Source organism: Thiothrix nivea DSM 5205 (assembly GCF_000260135.1).
GTDB lineage: Bacteria > Pseudomonadota > Gammaproteobacteria > Thiotrichales > Thiotrichaceae > Thiothrix > Thiothrix nivea.
In genome coordinates, this window is record NZ_JH651384.1 from 2,759,348 (window position 1) to 2,783,094 (window position 23,747).

The 23,747-nt window shown below is 40.9% G+C and carries 19 protein-coding genes and 2 pseudogenes; 10 read left to right on the top strand and 11 right to left on the bottom strand.

Going from position 1 to position 23,747, the window contains the following annotated elements:
• Window positions 1-126: 126 nt before the first annotated feature.
• The gene (locus tag THINI_RS13770; RefSeq protein WP_002709183.1) at window positions 127-729 is read left to right on the top strand and encodes an SPFH domain-containing protein; all 603 of its coding nucleotides are present in this window, start codon (window positions 127-129) and stop codon (window positions 727-729) included.
• 203 nt (window positions 730-932) lie between these two features.
• Here THINI_RS13770 and THINI_RS13775 read toward each other — a convergent pair whose 3' ends face one another.
• Both THINI_RS13775 and THINI_RS13780 read right to left on the bottom strand, forming a co-directional pair.
• Window positions 933-2,600 carry an ATP-dependent DNA helicase gene (locus THINI_RS13775; protein WP_002709184.1) on the bottom strand — a complete coding sequence of 556 codons (1,668 nt, stop codon included), beginning with the start codon at window positions 2,598-2,600 and terminating at the stop codon, window positions 933-935.
• A gap of 153 nt (window positions 2,601-2,753) precedes the next feature.
• Window positions 2,754-4,706, bottom strand: coding sequence for a hypothetical protein (locus THINI_RS13780; RefSeq protein WP_040839464.1), 1,953 nt, complete (start codon window positions 4,704-4,706; stop codon window positions 2,754-2,756).
• Window positions 4,707-6,516: 1,810 nt separating this feature from the next.
• Between THINI_RS13780 and THINI_RS23535 the strand changes: the two genes are divergently transcribed.
• From THINI_RS23535 to THINI_RS27330, 7 genes and pseudogenes are all read left to right on the top strand, one after another.
• Window positions 6,517-7,338: a BRO-N domain-containing protein gene (locus tag THINI_RS23535; RefSeq protein ID WP_002709187.1), complete on the top strand. Its 822-nt coding sequence runs from the start codon at window positions 6,517-6,519 to the stop codon at window positions 7,336-7,338.
• A 97-nt stretch (window positions 7,339-7,435) separates the two neighbouring features.
• On the top strand, window positions 7,436-7,903 hold the full coding sequence (locus THINI_RS13790; protein WP_002709188.1) for a hypothetical protein: 468 nt from the start codon (window positions 7,436-7,438) through the stop codon (window positions 7,901-7,903).
• On the top strand, window positions 7,900-8,058 hold the full coding sequence (locus THINI_RS25280; protein WP_002709189.1) for a hypothetical protein: 159 nt from the start codon (window positions 7,900-7,902) through the stop codon (window positions 8,056-8,058). The genes THINI_RS13790 and THINI_RS25280 overlap by 4 nt, the downstream gene beginning before the upstream one ends.
• A gap of 57 nt (window positions 8,059-8,115) precedes the next feature.
• The gene (locus THINI_RS26630) at window positions 8,116-8,496 is read left to right on the top strand and encodes a helix-turn-helix domain-containing protein (protein ID WP_040838909.1); all 381 of its coding nucleotides are present in this window, start codon (window positions 8,116-8,118) and stop codon (window positions 8,494-8,496) included.
• 62 nt (window positions 8,497-8,558) lie between these two features.
• The gene (locus THINI_RS26635; protein ID WP_245536675.1) at window positions 8,559-9,044 is read left to right on the top strand and encodes a transposase; all 486 of its coding nucleotides are present in this window, start codon (window positions 8,559-8,561) and stop codon (window positions 9,042-9,044) included.
• A 123-nt stretch (window positions 9,045-9,167) separates the two neighbouring features.
• Window positions 9,168-9,443 carry a hypothetical protein gene (locus tag THINI_RS26040; protein ID WP_002709190.1) on the top strand — a complete coding sequence of 92 codons (276 nt, stop codon included), beginning with the start codon at window positions 9,168-9,170 and terminating at the stop codon, window positions 9,441-9,443.
• 355 nt (window positions 9,444-9,798) lie between these two features.
• Window positions 9,799-10,735 (top strand): annotated as a pseudogene (locus THINI_RS27330) (IS1595 family transposase).
• Here THINI_RS27330 and THINI_RS13815 read toward each other — a convergent pair.
• The 4 genes from THINI_RS13815 to THINI_RS13830 are packed head-to-tail and all read right to left on the bottom strand — an operon-like array spanning window position 10,680 to window position 15,638.
• A complete protein-coding gene (locus tag THINI_RS13815) occupies window positions 10,680-11,552 on the bottom strand; it encodes a hypothetical protein (protein ID WP_002709191.1) in 873 nt (290 codons plus the stop codon). The pseudogene THINI_RS27330 and the gene THINI_RS13815 overlap by 56 nt on opposite strands.
• A complete protein-coding gene (locus THINI_RS13820; RefSeq protein ID WP_002709192.1) occupies window positions 11,549-11,980 on the bottom strand; it encodes a hypothetical protein in 432 nt (143 codons plus the stop codon). Before THINI_RS13820 ends, THINI_RS13815 begins: the two co-directional genes overlap by 4 nt.
• A 22-nt stretch (window positions 11,981-12,002) precedes the next feature.
• On the bottom strand, window positions 12,003-12,410 hold the full coding sequence (locus tag THINI_RS13825; protein ID WP_002709193.1) for a DUF2513 domain-containing protein: 408 nt from the start codon (window positions 12,408-12,410) through the stop codon (window positions 12,003-12,005).
• Window positions 12,411-12,440: 30 nt separating this feature from the next.
• Complete coding sequence (locus THINI_RS13830) at window positions 12,441-15,638, bottom strand: type ISP restriction/modification enzyme (RefSeq protein WP_002709194.1); 3,198 nt, start codon at window positions 15,636-15,638, stop codon at window positions 12,441-12,443.
• A gap of 767 nt (window positions 15,639-16,405) precedes the next feature.
• Here THINI_RS13830 and THINI_RS13835 point away from each other — a divergent pair.
• Complete coding sequence (locus THINI_RS13835; protein ID WP_002709195.1) at window positions 16,406-16,948, top strand: hypothetical protein; 543 nt, start codon at window positions 16,406-16,408, stop codon at window positions 16,946-16,948.
• A gap of 296 nt (window positions 16,949-17,244) precedes the next feature.
• A pseudogene (locus THINI_RS27335) lies at window positions 17,245-18,181 on the top strand (IS1595 family transposase).
• Window positions 18,182-18,207: 26 nt separating this feature from the next.
• Here THINI_RS27335 and THINI_RS13850 read toward each other — a convergent pair.
• The 5 genes from THINI_RS13850 to THINI_RS13870 all read right to left on the bottom strand — a co-directional run bounded on the left by THINI_RS13850 (window position 18,208) and on the right by THINI_RS13870 (window position 23,669).
• Window positions 18,208-19,182, bottom strand: coding sequence for a hypothetical protein (locus THINI_RS13850; protein WP_002709196.1), 975 nt, complete (start codon window positions 19,180-19,182; stop codon window positions 18,208-18,210).
• Window positions 19,183-19,868: 686 nt separating this feature from the next.
• Window positions 19,869-20,666, bottom strand: a complete 798-nt coding sequence (locus tag THINI_RS13855; protein ID WP_002709197.1) for an FRG domain-containing protein — start codon at window positions 20,664-20,666, stop codon at window positions 19,869-19,871.
• The gene (locus tag THINI_RS13860) at window positions 20,663-21,490 is read right to left on the bottom strand and encodes a hypothetical protein (protein ID WP_002709198.1); all 828 of its coding nucleotides are present in this window, start codon (window positions 21,488-21,490) and stop codon (window positions 20,663-20,665) included. Before THINI_RS13860 ends, THINI_RS13855 begins: the two co-directional genes overlap by 4 nt.
• Before the next feature lie 497 nt (window positions 21,491-21,987).
• Entirely contained in the window at window positions 21,988-23,256 is a 1,269-nt protein-coding gene (locus THINI_RS13865) for an integron integrase (RefSeq protein ID WP_002709199.1), read from the bottom strand.
• A gap of 86 nt (window positions 23,257-23,342) precedes the next feature.
• Window positions 23,343-23,669, bottom strand: coding sequence for a hypothetical protein (locus tag THINI_RS13870; protein WP_002709200.1), 327 nt, complete (start codon window positions 23,667-23,669; stop codon window positions 23,343-23,345).
• Between the last annotated feature and the right edge of the window lie 78 nt (window positions 23,670-23,747).

A 23,747-nucleotide genomic window follows, 5' to 3' on the forward strand; every position in this document is an offset into this window, starting at 1 on the left:
GATTTTTTGTTTAACGATATTCCTTTAACCCCGCCTTTGTCCGGAAATGTTCGCAGTCCAACCCCCTTGGCGATACACTAAAGCCCAATAGAAACAACAACTCGCCATAGCTGCAAGGAGCCTCCCATGTTCTCATCCTTCGCCATCGCCGTGCTGATCTTCATCGGCGCACTTATCTTCATGGGCGTCAAAATGGTGCCGCAAGGCTTTGCCTACACCGTTGAACGCTTCGGTAAATACGTCTACACCCTGCAACCCGGCCTCGGTTTGCTGATCCCCGTCATCTATCAGGTTGGGCGCAAGGTCAACATGATGGAACAAGTGCTCGACATCCTCCCGCAACAGGTCATCACCGCTGACAACGCCAACGTCAGCATCGACGGCGTAGTGTTCTATCAGGTTTTCGACCCGGCCAAAGCGTCGTATGAAGTTGCCAACCTGAACAACGCTATCCTCAACCTGACCATGACCAACCTGCGTTCGGTGTGCGGCTCCATGGAGCTCGACCACCTGCTCAGTAAGCGTGATGAAATCGGTGCGCGGGTGCTCTCCATTGTCGACGAAGCTACCAATGCCTGGGGTGTGAAAGTACTGCGCATCGAAATCAAGGACATCGAACCGCCGCAGGAGCTGGTGCGGGCGATGAACTTTAATGATAGCCTGCACGTAAGTGACAGGCTAATCTCACTGTTCAACCAACCTTTCAATGTAAACCACCAACCTGCCTAAATCACTCTTCATCCAGTCCTCCAATAAGCACCTAAACTGAAACTAAAGAAGGTTCCAGATTATCTCCAGAACCCTCACAAATAGCCCAGCTTCCAAGGCGAAAATAAACGTCACTACATCACGTAATGAACCAGGAGCGCATTCAAAAAATCATAGCCAAAAATCCCGTTTTTCAAGCACTCACTGATGGGTAATTGTTTTAACTAAAATGGAATTTCTTCAGCATCATAATTCAACTGTCTTGTTTCTTCATTGGTTGCATTACCAACATCAAGGATGATTGTTCCAACATTATTATTCTGTGAACCTGTTTCCCAATCGGCTGTATTAACATTATCAGGCAATGGCATCGAAACAGATTCAACATGCTGGCTTGCTTGATCTGAAACCTCATCTGCTGTGGCAAATGCAATAGTATCCGCAGCACCGCTAACCAAACCAACAAAGCTATCTTTACAACGACTAAAAGCCACATACAACATTTGCCTGTAGCTATCCTCATCCCATTTAAAGGACTCAAAAGAATCAATAACTATACCTGTATTACTGTATGTCCCTCCTTGACTCTTATGAACAGTCATTGCATAACCATAGTCAATCCCTTTTGGAATGCCCTTTTTTTCATCCTGATTATAAATATTTTCTGGAAAGTAATAATTCTTTAACAGCTTATTATAATCTGCTTGCTTTTTATTATCGTGTAATTGATGCAAGTACGCTCTAAGTGGAGTCCAGTCATTTTCTCTTGAAATAACAGGCAGTATCACTTCATAACCATTTTCCACCAGACTATCGTAACTCCGAGGAAGTAGCGAACTTACAAGAACCTTTAAATTATAACCCTTATAGTTTGCCTGATTATTCCTTTTTGGATCACCAATAGTAAATACCTTATCCTCAATTTCAGTTATAAAGCCATCCATGGCATTATGAAAATCTTCAGCTCCATTCTTATAAGCCATAATCAGATCACCTACATGGTATTCATTATTTGGTTTATCTTGAAATAATGCTACATGAAAGTAATCATTATACCTTTCAACTTCAGCATTTGTTCCACACAGTATACGATAATGCAGCACATTTTCTTTAAGAAGCTTAAAGGATTCAAAAGAATACTTTAGAAATTCTTCCTTATTGGAAGTAAAACAATACTCTTGGGACGGATTCAAACTAAATCCTTGACCTTGCCTTACCCCCGTAAGCAAAGACAATATAGCATTTGAGGAGGTTCTTTTTACTTCCGTGAGTTCACATTCTAATTTAGGCTCAGTCAAGGCCATACTGGTTCCAGCACTCTTTATGGGTCTTAACTGCGCGGGATCGCCCATAAAGATAACCCTTGTACCAAGCGTTCTTATAAAGTAGTTATTTATAGAAAGATACAAACTATCACTAATCATCGAAGCTTCATCTATCACAACAAAATCATATCTGGGAAGACTACTATTTCTTTTTATCAGCTTCGCCAAATCTGCATTATAAACTTCAATATCAATGTGTAATTGCAACCCTAAAAGCTTGTGTATGGTTGAAGCATTAGAAGAAACATTGTTAGCCTTCATCACTTCTACGGCTCTATTGGTAGTGGCGGTAAAAGCAATGGTAGCGCCCATCTGTTGAAGGTATTGCTCCACTATATTGATGATGGAAGTTTTACCTGTACCCGCATACCCCATGAAGGCAAAGGCATTTATATTCTTCTTCTCTGAATGAATGAAATCATTAATAATGGTTTCCAATGCGCCTTCTTGTTCTGGGGTCAGCTTAAATGGTGCTTCTAAGTTGATGCCATTAATCTGATAGGTAGTCCCTTCCACAAGTGTTAGGGGGGTCTTATTATCCATTGAAAAAGTTGGGCGACTATTCATTAAGGCATCTCACTTTTGTTGTTAGGGATTGTTTATCGAAATTTACCACGGCTATTATTGTGCGCTATAGATTTCAGATTAACGGTTAGTGAATCAACCTTTTCAATTAGTTAGCTTCCACCATTGATACCAAAAGCTTAGATATTGTTGTTTTCATGATGCGCTTACCGACTCTTGTTTTCCCACCAGCCCAGCTTTTACACTGTTGATGATGTTATTGCTCGGTTTCCAGTCAAGTTCAGACTCACAATGAGTAACAATCTCCTTGTATGTTATCTTGGGGTTATCCTTTAAGAGGGCTTCTAGTGCAATTCTTTTAGACTGATTTTTGGTTCCCAGCCCTTTTGCTCTCCCCTTCCTGCTGACTTTGATGTATTTATTGACATCCTTGGTCATCACTTCAAAGTCTGCGTACTTACTGACAATTTCTTCTTCTACAGGAAGGTTACTCCACCTTTTGATGTCTTCCACGCAAGCTATCGCCCCGTTACCTAAGCCATGCTCCTTGTAGTGGTTCATAATCTCTACACATAATTGGTTCATCTCGTTGTAATCAGTGGTATCCCTGTTAATGTGACCACCAAGATGTGCTGTTAAGTGGTCAAACTCTGAGACAGGTGTTCTATATACATTGCCTTCTTCATCGACTGATTGGCTGAATTGTAATGCAGTAACATCCCTGGCAGATTGAATGGCGCGATTATGCCTTCTCAAGACGACAGCATGAACGTGTGCCTTCCTGAATCTTGCCCATGATTGCACGACTTCAGTATTACTGTTGTTCTCATCGGTTATGACCAGTACATCTTCACCCTCCAGAGAAGTCAGGGAAACGGCTCTGGCATTGGATGTGGTAATCAGCACAATGTCATATTTCTGAATCACGTCATCGTTGAGGTGAGATTCAATTTCTTCCTGTTGATTGCCACCTTCATCCTTAACGATCTCAAAAATGTCCTTGTCGTACTCATCATACCCCAGCTTGTTGGATACAATCTTTAGCACCGATTGTTGAAAACTTCCTAAGCGGTTCAACTTGCTGACTTTTTTGCTTCTTCTGCCGTCCTCAGCGACATACACCTCCCAACCTGCATTGATTCTCTCGATAGAAGTAATCACCTTGACAGTACGCTTTGAACGTATGGCCTGCACGATGATGTTAGCCGTTGTCTCGATGCTGATACGGGTACTGTATATCAGTGCTTTCTTGTAAGTATGATCTAACAGGTAATCGGCAATGATGTGATTGGAAACATAAGTGTTACTGTCCAGCCGTTTTTGTGCATACCGGACATAGCTGATTTTCTTGAGGTTAAAGGAGATAAGTTTCAGGGGACGATGATGACGTTCTTGATACTGTTGTTCCAGAAAGTCGGGGGTAATGGTCTGTACGCCCAGTTGTTCAAGGATATGGTTAAAGTCGTCATTGGAAGTGGCGCTCATGAACAGGATACGTTTGGCGACCACCTGAATATCCCGATAGAAGGATAGGAGGGCTTCCAACTTGTTCTTGATATTCTGCGACTTGGTGACGGTAATCGTTTTCCCCTCAAAAGTTGGGCTGGTTTCTGAAATGATTTGCTGGATGATGAAATCGGATTCGTCGATGAAGACAATTTTACCTTTAACGGCAGCAAGCACCTTGGATTCCAACTCTTGGGGACTGGTTGAGTCAGTAAATTTCACATCAGGATACAAGCGGGAGGCATAGGACTTGAACAGCACATTGGTATAGGACTGGACGGTAACGGCCTGGGCAACATCACTGGAATGGATATGGTTCAGTTGTTCAACGGAAACGTACTGGCTGGGTTCAATGCCATGATTCAGCCACAGATTACGCGCCATCGTATCCATTTCATTACGAAAGACAACCAACTGAACTGCATGACCTTCAAGTAGGCGAATATTCCATTCAACAAAGGTAGATTTACCTGAACCTGGGTCGGTATTAATAAAAATGGATTCATTATCAGGGAACCACTGGTCTAATAGTTTGATCGAGAGCAGACAGGATAAATGGCCAAATGGGGCATCTTCTGCCAATGGAAATGTGTCGTCGTCGGTTAATTCAACAGGTTTAATGGAAGGTGGGTTACTTGTCATAAACTCCCGTATATTTGTTGACTTTATTGTTTTTATACTGATACTGTTGGTTATAGAACTATTGGGTAGTTCAGAAAACATAGATTTCGTCCTTTATGTTATTCTTGTTAAAGCCGCTAATTTGCCGTTAGTGGCTTTTTGCTATTTGTCATCTTTATTTTATATACCTCCAAGATAACAGAAGTGGTTAGGGAGTCAATCAGTTTCTCTCATTAATGGGGGTAATTTTTGAGAGAAAGCCTATGTGCGTTTAAATTCTAGTCATGGATACTGGTTTTAGGGGGTAGATTAGGTGATCCTCAGTGGAGAGGATTATCAGGGGTTTCTCTCTTTTTTTTTCTATCTTTGCTATATATTAATATCAAGGTTTACCCGTGGACACTCGCTAACGCTATGTGTCTATATCCGATAGGAGAAAACAGGAAGGCAATTATCAGACAGCGATGTACGAAAATGAAGTGATATGAAAAGCTGGATGGTAATGACGAACTGGTATTTGACGCAGTGATTAGATTACATTTAGAAATGAATCATAGTGGCTCTACTTTTGGACGATGAATTCAACTGGTATGGGTTGTTTACCAACCCTTGAAGTTGGATGAAGAGACCAATAGTTATTAGAGCAACTTGATGAAGTTGATAAATGGAAAGTGAGTCGAACCAATGAGACGAATGTTCTGGTCACTTGTTTAGACAACTGAAACTTGTGAAGTTGGATAAATAATTGTAGAGATAATCCCCCCCGATTTTTTCACATACCAAGTGAACGAGATTACTTTCCGATACGAGTGAACGCTTAACACTATTCTCTTGTTGTTTGTCCGGCGCTTTCCTTAACCAAATGCGCCAAGGACAAGTATATCAGTTCACCCAAAATAGAAGTAATTGCATCAGATAGAAGAAATCGCGCCATTACTTCTTCTCACTGATACCATTTACCAAACCCATCCGATAATTCATAGATACCAAACCTCTATATTTTCTATTCATCATCCATTCCAGTCTCTTAAAGCTGATACAACTGCTATTCCTTCTATGCCTACCAATCTTTTTCATATCCAGTCTCCATATTTACTTTTATTCACATTAACTAATTGAAGAATCGCCGCCATCAATTCCCCTAAAGGATTCAATATTCTTTTGACATCTTAAAATTTTCACCCTACTATAAATTCATTGGAGCAGAATATTCTAAGTCAGTCCTTTTTTAATTCATTTTCTTCATCTGACAATCCATTAATTTTGCTTCATGCAATTCGGTTATATCCTACAGCCCTTTGAGCCATTACTCTTAGGGCTTTTTTTATTTCACTCATCTGAAACCCTTCAGAATCGCCTACATTCAACTATCTCATTGAACCTATCTAGTCCCAAGACTCTAGGCATTTAAAGCATTCTACCGTCTTTGCAGGAGCTTTAGTCTTACGACACTGTTAGCACAGAGTCTGCTGCTTCTTCAATTACACTTTCTTCAGGATGCTGCTTTAGTAGCTTCCTTCTTTATATTTAGATCTACTCCATAGCAGGTGTGAACGTAGTGAACTTCTGCGGTCAATTGGCACAATAGTTATTAATACCAATATACCTACTGCATGAGTAAACAAATCGCCTCCAATAAATACCATAAAATACTTCCACATAAGCATTGACAATCCAATTAAATCAGCTATCTTGATTATATGACCTATATCAATAGGCAATAAAAAAGGCCACTTACTTTAACTAAGCAGCCTTTAAAATCTCAACAAAAGAGAGTTTTCATAGGTATCTCTCGAACCAATACCCAAAATACCTATAGGAGTATTCTTATATGAATAATTCATTTCTGCAAGTCATTAACGACAGAACTTTTAATTTCAAAGATACCAGCCTTACCATTCTTACAGATGAACGTGACAACAGCATTTGGTTTATCGGCAAGGAAGTAGCAACAGCATTAGGATATACAGATACAAAACAAGCTGTCAGAACACATTGTAGGGGGGGTGTGGAATTCACGCTACCCTCCAATTCAGGAGAACAGATTTACAAAATCATTCCTGAATCTGATGTATATCGTCTCATTATGAAGTCTCAGAAACAGGAAGCTGAAGCCTTTCAAGATTGGGTAACAGAAGAAGTCTTACCATCTATCAGGAGAACTGGTTCTTATTCAGCAGCCATCAGTTCAGACCTAATTGAAAGCAGTAACCTTATGGATACATCATTCAAGCTGTTTGAGTCCGCACATAAAGTAGCATTACTTGTAGCAAATGACAGTAACCTCGCCGCCATTGCAGCTAATAAAGCTGTCATGAGAACCACCACAGTCAATGTCCTTGATAAGTTGGATATGAACTATCTGACATCTACGAAGCAGGAAGCACGTATTGGCGCAAAGGACATAGCAAAACGTATTACAGGACTCACTGTAAGAGCTGTAAATCCTTTATTAGTAGATATGGGCTACCTTACCAAGGGGACAAGTAATAGATGCCCATGGGAGCTAACAGAGTCCGGTAAAGAGTATGGTGTCTATTCAGATACAAGCACCAATAATTTAAAGAGCTTCCAAGTCCAATCAGTTCATTGGTATGAATCCATCATTCCAAAAATTGAAGAATACCTGAACAGCAATCCAGACGAAGAATAACACTCAGCCAGATTTACGGCTCAGTTAATAACATAGAACAACAATACTTGCAGATAGGGACAAATCGCGCCCTATCTCACCATACAGGAAAAGAAAAATGATTAACACCAATTACAAAATTGTAAACGGCTTCCCACTAATTATAGAAGACAACTATTTTGATGCCATTTTATTACTTGAACATCTGAATAAAGATTTAATCAGCAGAAGCAAGAAAGCCAAGTACATGCAAGCAGTCATGAGAAATAGTATCGTTCAGGATGGCATTACAATCATCTCAGAAACGACAGGTATGCCAGCAAAGAAAAGCAATCGCGGCAAGAATACTCTACTTCATATTGAGATGTTACCCTTTTTCCTTGATTCAATAGGAACAGAATATTTCATCCAGTTCTTGAAAGGAGAAATCGCCCAACTCTCTTCCAAAGAGACACTTTCTGAAAATGAAACAGAAGAAGTAGAAACCTTGCACGACATGATTATTTTTTACAAAGAAGCAAAAACATGTAATGAAGAAATCGCGCCAAACAACAACACTACAGCCCCTAAAGGAGAAACAAAATGAATAACTTATCACCTGAATTACAAGCAAAAAGAGATGAACAACTTAAAGAATATCGAGCTTCACAACAAAGAATGGCCGATTACCTAAAACCAGCACCTTCAGTAGTTACCAAAATCCCAAACAAAGTCTATTTAGATAATCTAAATCGCCTATAGTCTTTTCATTTTAGTCAGCTACAATAGGACGGATGATCAACTTCCCCATCCTTCATCATGCCGACTTACTACTCTAAGGATCTCCGTGAACGTGTTGTTGCTGCCTATGACAAGAGCAAACATAAATCCCACGTTTGTGGGACGTTTTCCATAGCCCGCAGCACCCTGGACAAATGGTTGGCCCTGAGGGAAGAAACCGGCAGCCTCCAACCCCGGACACATCCCCGCCCTGGGCACAGCCATAAGGTGAAAGACGTTGAAGCTTTTCGGCAATGGGTGGAGAGCGAAACCCCGTTTGAACGCATCGAGGATTTGCTGCCACGCTTTGAAGCGCATTATGGCAAGGCCATTTCTTATCGTGGCCTGCATAAATGGCTGCAACGGATCGGCTGGAGCCATAAAAAAAACGTTCTTTCTACCAGCAAGCCAAACCGCTAGACCGCTGGGTTTTCCTGTGGCTACTTGGGCATCTGGAGAAAAAATACGGTCAGGATCATATCCTGTTTGCGGACGAGGCAGGATTCTACAGTACCGAACGCTATGAGTGGGGCTGGGCAAAAAAAGGGGAGCCTTGTGACATCCCCCGCCCTGGAGGCCGGGGACATAAACGCAACTGGATCAGCGCTATCCGCGCCTCTGATCAAAGCTGGCAAATGCCGTGGGTAGTGACCGGCAACATTAACCGGATGATTGTTGAACAATGGTTGGAAGCCTTGGGAAAATCGTTGCAGCAAGGTCAGGAAAAGCCCAAACCTTATGTGCTTGTCTGGGACAATGCGAGCTTCCATTTAGGCGGTGACCTGGAGGCGATTGCCATGAAATACCAGATTCGTATCATTCAGTTACCCGCTTATTCGCCTGATCTCAACCCCATCGAGCAATGCTGGGCAACCTTGAAACATTATGCGCGTCTGGCCATGGGAAAAGGTAGCACCCTGGACGACGCGATTGATTACGCATTCAACAGACAAAGTGTAGCCGACTAAAATGAAAAGACTATACTTCCAGAAATCACATCCCTAAATATCTCATCATTAAATACAATCAGAAATGCAAAAATTCTAATTGATAATGAACTGGATTATAGAATCAATGAACTTTACAACTTAATGAAAAATATCGTAGAGGAATCCGGCTCACCAATCCCAGAAATATCATTTCCAAAAGTAGAACCTTATACAACAATAGGTCTAAATAACAGACTAAAAGAAGTCAGAGTAATTCTGAATAAGTTAACATCAGAGAGCATTGATTTACTAAACATCGGCAATGGAAATATTTCCCAGTCATCCGATAGAGGAATTCCTACTGAGATTTATGAACTGTACTACGTCATTAAAGACTTGAAAGAGAACTTCAGGCATAGTGCAAAACTAATCGTATAGGCAAAGATACTGATGAAGCAGATACGTGAGGAACATGGATTTACAGGTAGGATTTATTCGTAGCTTTATTAAAACAAAGGGGGGCTTTAATACCCCTCTTTAACAAGATTCAACAGGTTCGGTATACTGCAATTTCAACTCGATGCATGTCATTTCCGACTCAGAGAAAGACAAGTTAAATATCTTACAAAAGTCATTATTACTTATAACTTGCTGCAACATAAAAACAAATTTTTCTTTCGAGACAGTTGGCGATGAGGCTCAATATGCGTTTCAGGGTCTTGTTTTCCCCGGCATTGCAAACGTGATGGATAGCGGTAAAGTTAGTCATTTCCGATAGCCAAGGAGAGGCTTTATGACCTCGCTCATCAGTATTTCCAGCCTGACCAGTGATGCCGCCTGTTTCGAGCAAGTCCGTTCCGTGCGTTGGCCTAATGGGGTGATTTGTCCGCACTGCGGTTCACAGGACACTATCCGTCGAGGCAAGGATGACACCCAGCAGGAACGCCAGCGTTACCAGTGTAAGGATTGCCAAAAGCGTTTTGATGACCTGACGGGAACGGTGTTTGAAGGCCACCACCAGCCGCTGAAGGTGTGGGTGTTGTGCCTGTACCTGATGTCGTTGAACCTGTCCAACCAACAAATCGCCCGCGAATTGGGGTTGAACAAGGATGATGTTCAGGCGATGACGGAACAGTTACGGCGTGGTGTCGAGAAAAAAAACGCCAGTAAACCTGTTTGGGAATGTTGAATTTGATGAGGTTTATGTCAAGGCTGGACACAAGGGAAACCCCGAAGCCGTCGCGGATGCTGGGCGTGAAGGTCGCCGCCGCGCCCTGAAAGGTGCGCCGGGGCGTGGGACACTGGAAAAGGACAAACCACCCATTTTCGGCATGATCCAGCGTTCCGGGGAGGTCGTGATCCGTATGCTGGCGAATGTGAAACAGACGACGATCAAGCCGTTGATTGTGGAAACGGTGGCAGCAGGCACGCTGGTCTACACCGATGAGTACAACATTTACAGCCGATTGGAAGAATGGGGCTATGCCCACAAAACCGTCAACCATGGCGCAGGCGAATATGCCCGTGACGAAGATGGTGACGGTTTCCATGAAGTCCACGTCAATACGATGGAAGGTTTTTGGTCACTGTTACGCTCATGGTTACGACCTCATCGGGGGATCTCACAAGAAAAGCTACCGTGTTACCTTGCATTCTTCGAGTCTCTTCACAACATCAGGAAACGGGGGCAAGCTGCCTTACAGTCCTTGCTTTCGCTGCTGTTGGGATAAGACCCTGAAACGCATATTGAGCCGGCGATGATTTATTCCAGTCTGCCAAAGTACCGGCAAGATAGTCAGGTATCCTCACCAGCTCCTGATAAAAAATACCCTTTTCAGTAGGATAGTAATACATCCTTTGAAGGTTTCTGGTTGGCTCATTGTTAATGACACATATACCATGATAATTCATCTGACAAAATGAGAAAGCCACCTGAGAATAAGCTTCTGTCATTTTATCCCTATCAGACAACCAAGCAACTTCTCTTATATTTCCTTCTACTGCCAGTAAAAACATAATATATGCTGTTAGCAATGATACTATGGAAATGTCAGCAATCAGCCTTAAATTGGATGACTTCTTGGCAATCTCGTTTTTGAAGCATTCTAATATCTTGACCCATTCTTTCTCATCAGCCCTGGTAGACGTTGATAATGCATCAATGCTATGTTGTATCGACTTAAGCATCTGCTCTCTTGAGTCCATTCCGCTCCTTTTGAACAGCCTCACATCCCCAAGCAGAAAGCTTATATGAAACAATGAATTCCTTTGTAGTATTTCTATGAACTCAGGTTTAATAGACCTAGACTTTTTAATATCTTTCTTCGCATGGGTTTCAATACTCTCCTTGATAAATCTTAACTCTTCTTCATTACAAGGAATCAAAGTATACGTAACAACATCGTTCGCTTTATTCGCATCATGCAAAACATAGTCAGACAATACTAAATAGCATATCGCATTTTCATTTAAGGCAAGATAACGTCTCAGATCATCTTTGATCCTGTCAGCAAACAACTCCTTAAGATGTTTGATTACAAGATTCATTTACTTCCTTGTAATTTTTCTTGAAGCTTAACGAGCTTCTCATCCATTCGCTCTACAGCCTCTTTATAGTTTTTTAGATTATCGTATCTGCGCCAGAACCCAATACTTAGCCATATAACACATCCCCATAAAAACACTTCCAAGAACGAACCAGCCATAACAAACACACTTATGCCCGTTAGAGAAAATAAATGCGGAATCAAATTAGCCAGACCAATGAACATAAAGATAGCAAAAATTGCCCTGAAGGAGCTGCGATTCATTTCAACACTTGAGCGCTTCATTTCTTCGAGGTGCTTTTTTTCAAACTCCAAGAATTCAATATCGCTTTTAATACTCTTCTTTCTATAGGCATTGTAGACTTTGGATATGCCAAGAACTACTAGGCCACCAATGATACCTATTAGCAAATTCTTCCAGTCTTCCATACTATGACTCCTGCAATAGAGCTTATATCACTATAAGGCTTTCAACTTTCTTTTTAAGATAACCTTCTAGTAATTGCTTTGAAACACTCCACAATGTTCCAATACTTGCATCCTTGAAGTCCGTTTTCAGTTTTGCCCATACCTCATCGTTGCGTAAAGCCTCTAAAAAATCATGACCATCGGCAGTCAATCGTAATGGAACAGCTATCCAACCATATTCCCCTCTATTGGAATCTACTATTCCAAAACCAGCCTCACCATCTTCTCGTTGAACAAGCTTTCGATCACAAAGAATCTGCATATGAAACACAAAACAATGTTCATCATCTAGAAAAGCATTATTTTCAAAGTCAACAAGGGTTATTGTTGGCTTATCAGCAGACTCAAAAAAATCCAGTATCTTTTTCAGAAATTCATGGTCTATCTTCATAACAACCTTCACTATCAATCAGCATCAAAATTATGGAGTCCAGACCTTATCAAGCTCTTGCATGAGTCTATCTGTCTCCTTTAAAGCCACAATAATTTTCTGATAATGACGTATGTCATCACGGGTAAGCACCCTGCCAGTACGATCTTTCAACCACTTCTGTGCTGGCTGGTATCCACCAATATAGAACTCCCAAGCCAATAGAGGTATTTGATCGAAGTATTGCTCATCATTAATCCAAATACGCCCTAAACTCCTATCAACATCGTACAACTCCCAATCCTTACTAAGAATTTTTCGAGTAACAGTATTATCTCCTACTTTTGGGTAAGACGTAATCGCCTTATTCAACAAGACACTTTCTAACAAATGTACTTGCCGCAACTCATTACCAAGTTGCACCAGATTCCAAAACATATTCACATTGTCAGGGTAGGGTATACGTGGATAATCACTACATAAGAATTCATTGTATTTCTCCCTATATGCTGGAGAATGCAATATACTATAAATATAATCAACAACATCTAATGCAGAGAATGATTCTTTGTTATTACTCATTTCTAACGAAAATGGAACTTTTATTATTCTTGAGATTTTAGTAATTATTTCATCATTAAAGTTGGCAATTTTTTCTCCACAGATGCCTTCTTTTGAAACAAAAATGGGGGCTATGCTATTAGCCTCTTTTATACTGAGAGAATGAAGCTGAACAATTCCTTTAAACAGAAAAACATCAGTAAATCGTCTATTCTCTTCAACTCTTCTATTGAAACAAATCCCAATATTTTCCCCAGAAACCAAATGCTGCATAACATCATTCCTAGGCATACAATGAAAACCTCTTGAATTACCGGTATAGTATGTATACCGCTCATCAAATGGTCTATAAAAAATTTTCTCAACCTTGTTTTCGTCAATATTGGATTTTAATAAATCTGCTTTCGCCCACTCAACCTTCCAATCTCGAACATCCTTTCCAAGTTGATATTTTTCTCTTGCATCCTCAATTTGCATTAAGGAAAAATCACCAACTAGTTTCTTAACCTCATTTTCAGAAAATTTGATGCAAAATGAATCTCTAGCAGTTGCAATGCCAATTGACTGAACAACAAAGAGTTCCTTTAAAGAAAATCCTTTTTCATAAACACTCTGTCCTTTTGTTTCAAACTGAGTAAAAAGATATGATGGGCTGCGCAAGTCAATATTTTTAAACTCAAAGGCATCAAGAGCGCTTTCAGCCAATAATTTATATTTCTTTTTACGGCTACCATGCACAGAATAATAGAACAACTTGGCTAACTGTCCCTTTTTTTTGCGGCCTGTCTTAACGAATAAGTTAATGGAGACCCCCTGCTCAATATCGAAAACATTTTCATCTTTATTTTCATCGAAATTACCATCTTTCTTTTTGACGCTACCATGTAAATTTATAACAAATATTTTGTCAAAGGTAGTGAGTAAGTGCCAACGCATCCCTCGAAATGTCGGATTATCTAGAAAGCCATTATTGCTAATATAGGCAAGCACGCCTTCGTGGTTTCTTTCTACAAAAAACTGCCCATATCGAATAAACTTAACATAGTCATCATTTAGCCATTTGGAATTTCGTTCTTTTAGTTTTCCACCACCAGGCTCTTGTTTATAATCAGTCAAAAGTGATGCAATCCACTTTCCTCTATTGGCAGAATGACCACTATATGGAGGATTTCCAATAACAACCATTACAGGTGTGTCGCGTTTAATATAGTTTGCTGACTGCGCTTCATCAGAAAGCCATGAGGCAAATAAGGTTGCCGTATCAGGATGATGTTCTTCAAGTGCATTAGTAAGGAATATATTAAAGCGTTGGTCTCCCTTAGCTTCATAGCCGGTCTCACGTAATAACATATCCATTTTCAGATGAGCCATTGCATAGGAAGCCATCAACAACTCGAACCCATGTAAACGTGGTATTAAGTCATCCCTCACATACTGAGGCCAAATACCCGGCATAGATTCAAAATCTTCATAAATATGCCTTACTGCTTCAGCAAGAAATGTTCCTGTTCCACATGACGGATCAAGAATTTGTACACGATGTACTTCCCTCTCAACCTTTTCAATTCTTGTTGCCCTGTCCTTACCTCTCCCCCTAACAACAGGCATGTCAACCTTGATAGTGGTTTTACTGGAATCTGCCAAACCTTCAGATAAACCAAATTCCGTTTTTAAAATACCATCTACTGCACGGACAATAAACTTAACAACAGGCTCAGGTGTGTACCAAACCCCACGAGCTTTCCGTAATTTAGGATCATATTCAGCAAGGAATGTTTCATAGAAATGAATTACAGGATCATGGCGCTTTGTACCTTTGCCATGTTGCTCCATCAAAGCTGCTACATTGGTAGCTAAGAAGACTTCCACCAATGAATCAACAATCCAAACAATCCGGTCATCAAGATCATTGGCAGCAATATACTGGAATAGTTTTCTCAAAAACGGATTTGAAGTTGGTATCAGTTTAGCTGCTTCTTCGCGTGAGAATGTCGGCAGAGTTGGATCATGTAAACGCGCTGCAAACATTCCATAAGCAACTGTCTGAGCATAAATGTCAGCAAATGCCTTTGTATCTATGTCATGGATCAGAACTTGTCTGAAACCTTCATACTGAGCATATAGATCATTATTTGCTGATGACTCTTCATCACTATCAAGTGCATTATGGATAATATTTGCAAGTAATCGCGCCTTACCTGCCATCATCTTAGCAAGTTTTTCAGGCGACTTAATAGACTGCCCTATGAAAATTGCAAAGTCTTTGATGTAAGAGGTAAATGTTTCAAATGATTCTGGTAAAGGATTAATTTTGCCATCCTTCACTTCCGCAACGCGGATACTAACAGTACGCTCACCTTCACGATAAAAATGAAAATCCAGATAGTCAGTAATAATCAAGTTAGACAAAGCATCACGATAACGATCAAACTGTTCTTTATGCTTTTTGCCCTCTAATGGCTCCCCAATATCCTTGGCTTCAATATATCCAATAGGAATTTCCTTCCCTTCTCTCGTCAGCACATAATCAGGTGAACCACAGTCAATACGTTTAGGTTCATTGGTAGCAATCACACCGGGCAAGATACTTTCCAGTAAGTTTTTCAAGTAGCCTCGGTATGCATGTTCTTTCGCAATACCGGTCAAGAACTGTTTGTTAACTTCGCTTAGGTAGCTGCTTACATCCATCTAACTATCACCATGCCCTTGGGGTTGAATTGTTACTTCTCTATAGTAAATAACATAAACATCCTATTCTATGGTAGAGCATTCTTTATGGATAGATAATTAGTCATAAAAACTCTACTGATGATACATACCAGATTGAAAAATAGATATATTTCATGTCGAGGTAGTGTCAGACAAACGCTTCTTCGCGCAGCGAAGACCAAAGATGTCTGTTCTGAAGCAAGCTATGGAGGCTTGGCCTGGGATCACGTAGCCCGAATGGAATGTAATGACCATAGCGAGCATGTGCGAAGGTATACCCCTAAGTCTCCACAGATAGTTAATAGTTCCTCTCTCCTGCCACATACACCATCTGCGAGTGTAGAGAATGAAATGGAATGAAGCGGAATGATGCCAGGACAGGCCGGAGTAGATTGCGGAAGTGGACACTGATATGGATGCACATTTATGTGCTTCCATTCCTCACCTATACTCTGAGAAAGGTAGTAGTAATAAGTACCACCCTATTGGAACGTAGGCTGTGTTCCCGTCAGGGAACTGAGCCGGTCTTATGAAATTCAATTTTCGCTCATTCATGAATCCACCAAATACTTAACGCATTGTTTAATTGGGTATTTAGCTCAAGGCTATTTTTCTACCACTTACCAAACCGACCGTATGTCAGCAAAAGTTATCAGCATATAACAATAATAAGTTATCTTTAACAAAAAGCAGCATTTAGTACAGCCCCCAAAATATATTATTACATAATTTAAAAGAGAGGTTTTATGCTCTTAATTAGTGAAGAAATTACACAAGACGAAATATTTAGATTACTTAACAAACATTTTCCAAACGTTGAAAATCATGACAAGTTTATTTCTCTTGGAAGCAACTGGCCATTTCTCCCTTTCACCGGCCTTAAGATAACCCTATTTGAAAAAGAGAATTTTATTGAATTAGATTATGAAGCAGGCTTTTCCACTAAAGACAAGGAAACAGCTAAAAACAAGCGAACTGAAATATTAGGTATTTTAGAAAATGAATACCCATTTATTGAGTTTTATTCAGATGGAATGGGGGAGGCACTTTCAGCCGTAATGTTCAGTGCTCGTTACCATATATCACTCGGGTCAGCCATCACATCTAACAAAATATTCTCAGAAACCAATAAATTTTACACTGCTTGCACAGAGGCGAGAGACAAATACCTTGTTCCTGAACAACAAAGAATTAGTCCTTATGATGAAGAACAGTTAGATTATATAAGAAGGCTCTACCCGTATAAATCCATGGATCACATACGGGAAGCCCATCCGAACAGGTCATAATAATCAAAAACAACTTTAATAGCAGCCCTTTATCATGGTTTAGGTGCTGCTATTACTAGTAGTTGCCCCCCTAAACAGCAGTTTCTATTCTTTTAGAAAAACAGTCATTTCCATAGTTTAAATCAAATTATAACCTCGAAGACTGTCACCGCGTCCGTCGTCGACACACTCGTTATACTTTTTTTGAGCATTTTTTAATGGCTCAATATGCGTTTCAGGGTCTTGTTTTCCCCGGCATTGCAAACGTGATGGATAGCGGTAAAGTTAGTCATTTCCGATAGCCAAGGAGAGGCTTTATGACCTCGCTCATCAGTATTTCCAGCCTGACCAGTGATGCCGCCTGTTTCGAGCAAGTCCGTTCCGTGCGTTGGCCTAATGGGGTGATTTGTCCGCACTGCGGTTCACAGGACACTATCCGTCGAGGCAAGGATGACACCCAGCAGGAACGCCAGCGTTACCAGTGTAAGGATTGCCAAAAGCGTTTTGATGACCTGACGGGAACGGTGTTTGAAGGCCACCACCAGCCGCTGAAGGTGTGGGTGTTGTGCCTGTACCTGATGTCGTTGAACCTGTCCAACCAACAAATCGCCCGCGAATTGGGGTTGAACAAGGATGATGTTCAGGCGATGACGGAACAGTTACGGCGTGGTGTCGAGAAAAAAAACGCCAGTAAACCTGTTTGGGAATGTTGAATTTGATGAGGTTTATGTCAAGGCTGGACACAAGGGAAACCCCGAAGCCGTCGCGGATGCTGGGCGTGAAGGTCGCCGCCGCGCCCTGAAAGGTGCGCCGGGGCGTGGGACACTGGAAAAGGACAAACCACCCATTTTCGGCATGATCCAGCGTTCCGGGGAGGTCGTGATCCGTATGCTGGCGAATGTGAAACAGACGACGATCAAGCCGTTGATTGTGGAAACGGTGGCAGCAGGCACGCTGGTCTACACCGATGAGTACAACATTTACAGCCGATTGGAAGAATGGGGCTATGCCCACAAAACCGTCAACCATGGCGCAGGCGAATATGCCCGTGACGAAGATGGTGACGGTTTCCATGAAGTCCACGTCAATACGATGGAAGGTTTTTGGTCACTGTTACGCTCATGGTTACGACCTCATCGGGGGATCTCACAAGAAAAGCTACCGTGTTACCTTGCATTCTTCGAGTCTCTTCACAACATCAGGAAACGGGGGCAAGCTGCCTTACAGTCCTTGCTTTCGCTGCTGTTGGGATAAGACCCTGAAACGCATATTGAGCCTTTTTAATTATTTTTTTCAAGTTTTTTATCCTGATACTCTTCATCGTATTCTTCAGCTATCTTAATAAAATTATTATGTTCTTTTTCAAGATAGTAGTGATATACTCGTGCATCACGTTCATTCATTTCTTTCGATTCTTCTTTAAAATATTTTCGTAATTTATCAATTGCATGAAAATATTGGTCTAGATCATATTTTAAGTATTCATTGCCTTGAATCTCATTTCTATTCATTAGTTCTTTTTCAAAATCACGATATATCCTCTCAATAGATTCTAACATTGAACCCCCAAAGGCTACATTGCTGACATCTGGAGAGTAGATAGCTTGGGCAACTTTTTGAAATAAGTAACTCATTGATGATGGAAATATATTTACCATAAGCTGCTCTCTGTGTCTTTCTTTATGTTTTTTATCGGTTTCTATTAGTAGGTCTGAAATAAACTTGTACTTATCAAGCACGCCAAGAAGTTGACTCTCTAAAATTTCTTCGATATTTACGTCATGAAAGAAATCCTCTCCAGACGCGCTAGACCTCATATAAGAAAAACTTTCTTTAGATAACGTATTTCTAGATAAATATGTGTAATAAACATTTTCTTTTGTTGGTTCATATGTGGGATGACCAATGGCTGAGTTTCTAATATCACGAATTTTTTTCAGGGATTCGCTTATTTGGTATTCTTCACCAAACGCTTTTGTTAAGTTTTTAACAGCATCTTGTTGTATAAACAGTGACTGAAGCAATCCATATGTATAAATATATTGTAGTCCTGTGTCTTTTGGATAATCATTTGAACAATAACTAAGAATCGCCATAATTGTGTCAGATATGACATCGAGAGAACTACAAATCTGATTCCAAACCTTGCTGTCACTAATTAGATTAGCTTGATACCGATTTGTATTGATATGTGCATAAATAGATTCTTGTAATTTGAGAATATCATCTGCACTTTTTCTTATCTTTTGGTTCATGAGCTTAGATTTTTATTTTGGTATAACAGTTTATTATAGAGAAAATATCAGACGGGGTTTTCCCCTTATCCTAATAGTCAACCTGAAGAAAACTATCGTAAGCACCTAATTTCATAAGCATAACAACCATGTAGCCTATCAATTAACCAGCAGTATACGCCCACTTATCATCTGTGCATAGCTTAGTGAACACTTTCATAGACAGGGTACTTTACCTCATCATCTACACATCATCAGAGCCACTACCAATTAAACACATCTGAGCGTCAGCGAAGACAGTAAAAGCCTGCTCTGGAGTCTATGTGGAGATGTCAGGAATCTGATGTAATGGAGTGTAGAGGAAGGACGGAACGAGCTTGTGCGAAGCCCTACAACTCACATATCACGATGGTTGTAACTATCTCATGCCTGTCAGCATCTACCAGCGCGAGTGAAGGACTGGAACGGAACACAATGGAAGCAGGTTCCTGGCATCGGAGCAGAGACGGAAGACCAACATGGGGATGGAGAGCTTTAGCTTTCCATTCCTCACCTGAAGCTTTGGATGTCAGTTGCAAGAAGTCTGAGCTTACCCCATAGGGAATGTAGGCTGAGCTTTAGCTGTGCCGATCTTATGGAATGACGCAGGAGCCGCAAGGCTGCTGCATCTTCAAGAAACAAGAGCTTTAGCTTTTGAGAATAAGAATCTAGGCTGTATATACTTGAAGTTCCATACGAATAGCTTTTGCCAAACCTGATAAATCACCATAAATTGATTTTGCATTGATACTCATTTTTCTGAGTAGTGCATATACAGATTCATAGAGAGCGCTACTTATTATCAACTTTACAATTTTGCACTCATCATATGTACCAGATGCGATAACCGACTCAATTGTTTTTTCTCTATTACCAGATACCAAAAATGTTCCAGACTGCCTATCCATTCTAGCATTTAGTTCCAGTGGTTCAGTAATCCATAAAATATCATATGCAAAACGATCTACAACTTCCTCAAAGATTTTATCCCTTTGTCCATATATTGAAGCTCTAGTTTCTTGAAATTTAGTATCCCTTAATTTTATGAACTCCAACGAACGCTCCATTACAGCCGTATAATCAATTGCATAGATAGAAAAGTCCCTTCCTGATAAAGGATTATATGATTCTAATGCGAAGTACAATGCGATGTATGGACTTTCAGTAAAATCGAGAAGTCTAGTAGGAACACCGTAGTGCTGCATTACTGACAACCAAGATAGCTTTGACTCTGGAGTATGTTCATTCTGATTATAAATATGATACTTAGAACGAAATGCATTATATGAATGATCTTCAAATTTGGTTGCGCTATTAGCGCACCAATGTTTACCAATTACTCTTTCAAGAGTTGATTCAAGTTTCCAAGTTGCATCAGCCTGACCTCTAAAAACAAAGTGATTTGGCAATGAGTTAATGAACTTAATAAGCTCATCTGCTGTATCAATTACAATATCTTCAATCATCCTCGAACCCGATAATATGCTTCTTTTACTTCCCTTAATGCTTGTTCGCGCCCACTACTCTGGTCGACAGGAACACGAACAGCATCACCTCGAAGCTGCACCGATATTAATTTTTTCTCCTTATCCGTTTGTATTCTTGCAGAAGCAGTATTACCGGTTGCTGCTGTTGACTTTGCAACTGCTTCGACTCCCTCTTCATTTAAAGCATCACCAACAATCTCCACACTCCCATAGTTACCATTCAGATTTTGACAATAAATTGAAAGTGGCTTCTGGAATATTTCATCTGCATCAATAGGATTGGGGCCAGTGAAAAATGCCTTAAACCTCTTAATAGAATAAGCACTCCGTATTTTTTCTATAAAATCCTCTGGATCAGGAATAATATCCACTAGGACATTAATACCACGTTCTTTTACTGATGTAGAGTTATCAAAAATCCCTTCAATTTTTCTAGCAATTGCCTGAACATCGGGAGCAACTTTTGTTTTTTTAGCTACACCTAAAACACCTATTGACCTATCAAACAAAACGTATGTATAAGGACAAGAGTCATCCAACTGCTCTATAAAATTACCTGTATTATTATCATATCGTTCAACAGTGGTTTTAGTTGTTCTCCCAATTGCAAAAGCTCCACAAAATTTATCAAAATACTCTATATTACCAATATGCCAAACATTGTCTTTTTTTAATGTAATAGTAGGCTTCTCATTTAAAGCCATTGAAAATAAATCTGAGGGAGAAACATCTGAATAAAATAGTGTCATCTGAGATGGTTTTATAAACTTAATGCGATATAAGTGATATTCGATTACAGGCATTGAAACCAAGACTCCTTGTATTCACCATTTAACCATCATCGGGTTACTGTACTATCGCTTGTCCGTTCTGACTACCGATTGCCCACAACTATACATCCAACTAATGTCTGTGCATAGTAAGTTACCAAACAATACCTTACTGCGGTTAGCCATCCTCAGCACTACGACCTCCAAGAGCAATACAGCTATCCTGATCCAGATAAGCATCTTCACGGCATCATCACCTCCTTTGTGTGAACATGGCACTTTAACCACCCTAACCTCTTGCAGCCGCAAGGCTGACAAGAGAGTTGTCCTGTTAAAACCAGATTGGCACGACTACCAACAATGTGAACTTCATCCTGTCTAGCCCTATCCAGGACGTGAACAGTTCGCCAGCCCTTGCAGAACTGTCGTCCTGTACGGAGTCAGTCATAGACTTCCTCCGGGAGCTTTCGCTCACAGAGTAGAGCGCAACCCAGTAACAACAGAATCGCGCCCCATCCTTCCTATAGGAATCAGTCATCAAGCAAAGCATCCAACGGTGAAGCAGTTCCATTAGCAGCACTACCCGCAATGTGAAGGTATATCTGCGTGGTTGAAATGTCAGAATGTCCAAGTAGCTCCTGCACACTTCTGATGTCAACACCACTCTGAACAAGGTGTGTGGCAAAACTATGGCGCAAGATGTGCGGGTAACAGTTCTTCTTTATCCCTGCATCCTTCCCAGCTTCCCTGATGGCTCGCTGCATCACTGACTGATGTAAATGCCAACGTCTGATAACACCTTCCTGGTAAATATCCTCTGACATATTGCTACTCGGCCATAACCATTGCCACCCTACCTGATACTGATACGTTGCAGCCTTACGGTTCAATGCTTCTGGTATCCAAACACTTCCATAGCCTTTGTCCAAGTCTTCAAGGTGCAGGGTTTCCACTTTGCTAACTTGTTCCTTCAGTGCCGGTATCAACTTCTTCGGCAGCATTACTTTCCTGTCCTTGGCTCCCTTACCACGCCAAACGAATATTTCACCTCTATCAAAGTCGATGTCCTTCAATCTGAGGGTCATACATTCACTGATGCGTAATCCCGTCCCATAGAGCAATCGGGCAATCAATAGGTGTGTCCCATCAAGGAACTGGAACAATTGCCTCACTTCTTCAACAGACAGCACTACCGGCAACTTCTTCGGCTTCTTGGATTTGTTGACACTATCAATCGGTGCCAGCTTGATTTTCAGGAACTGGTTGTAAACAAACATCACAGCATTGAATGCCTGCTTCTGGGTTGATAGCGCCACCTTCCTTCTGTTCACCAGATAGTTGAGATATGCCTCTATATGCAAGTGGTTCAACTTGGCAGGATGTTGATGTCCATTGAACTCGATGTACTTGCTCACCCATCCAAGGTAAGTCTTCTCCGTCTCATAGCTGTAGTTCCTGACCCGTATGTACTCCTTCAGCCGTTGCATAAATGCCGGAATGGATTCCCTGACAACAACGTCATTCCTGCTGAAATCATCCCTTTCAGGTTCCATCACTCCGGCAACAATGTCCGTAATCGCCTTGTTATATCCATACACGATAGGTAAAGCATCCGTTCTGTTACCTCCACCATGAGCAATCTTCATGATGTTGCGTTTCAAATTAGCCAATTCCTTATCAGCCTTCGCTTTGTTGTCACCCTCCAGATTAAATTCACTGTAGAAGAGCACTTCACTAATCAGCAGTTTCCACAGTTCCACAGGGTCAAGCTTTTTATATTCAATTGTGTTGGTATTCATAATCGTAGACCTCGATATGACAGGCACAGTGAAGCGCAGCCTGAGCGTTAGCTGAGGCTGTGCTGGTTTCATGTGGGAGTAACTTCTTAGCCTTCCTGAGTATCAGGAGGGCAATCTTCATCAGCAGGTTGGTTCTTTACGAAATCATCCCTTTCCGGCTCCATCTTCTCGGCCAGCAAATCATTCACCGACTGGTTGTAGGTAAAGACCACTTTCAGGGCTTCATCCTTCGTTCCCTTTGCCAATGAGATGCGCCAGACCTGTATCTTCATCGCCTGTAGCAATTCATCAGCTTTCTGTTTCAATTCACCTCCAAGGTCAAACTCATCAGTGAAGTTCACTTCTTCCTTGATGGCATTCCACAGTTTGATACCTGCATTCTTTTGGGCTTTGGTTGCATGTTTGCTTTTCATGATAATCACCTTTTCATTTTTTACGGACATAAAAAAAGGCCGTATGCTTTCGCACACAGCCTTCAAATGGTTGGGTAA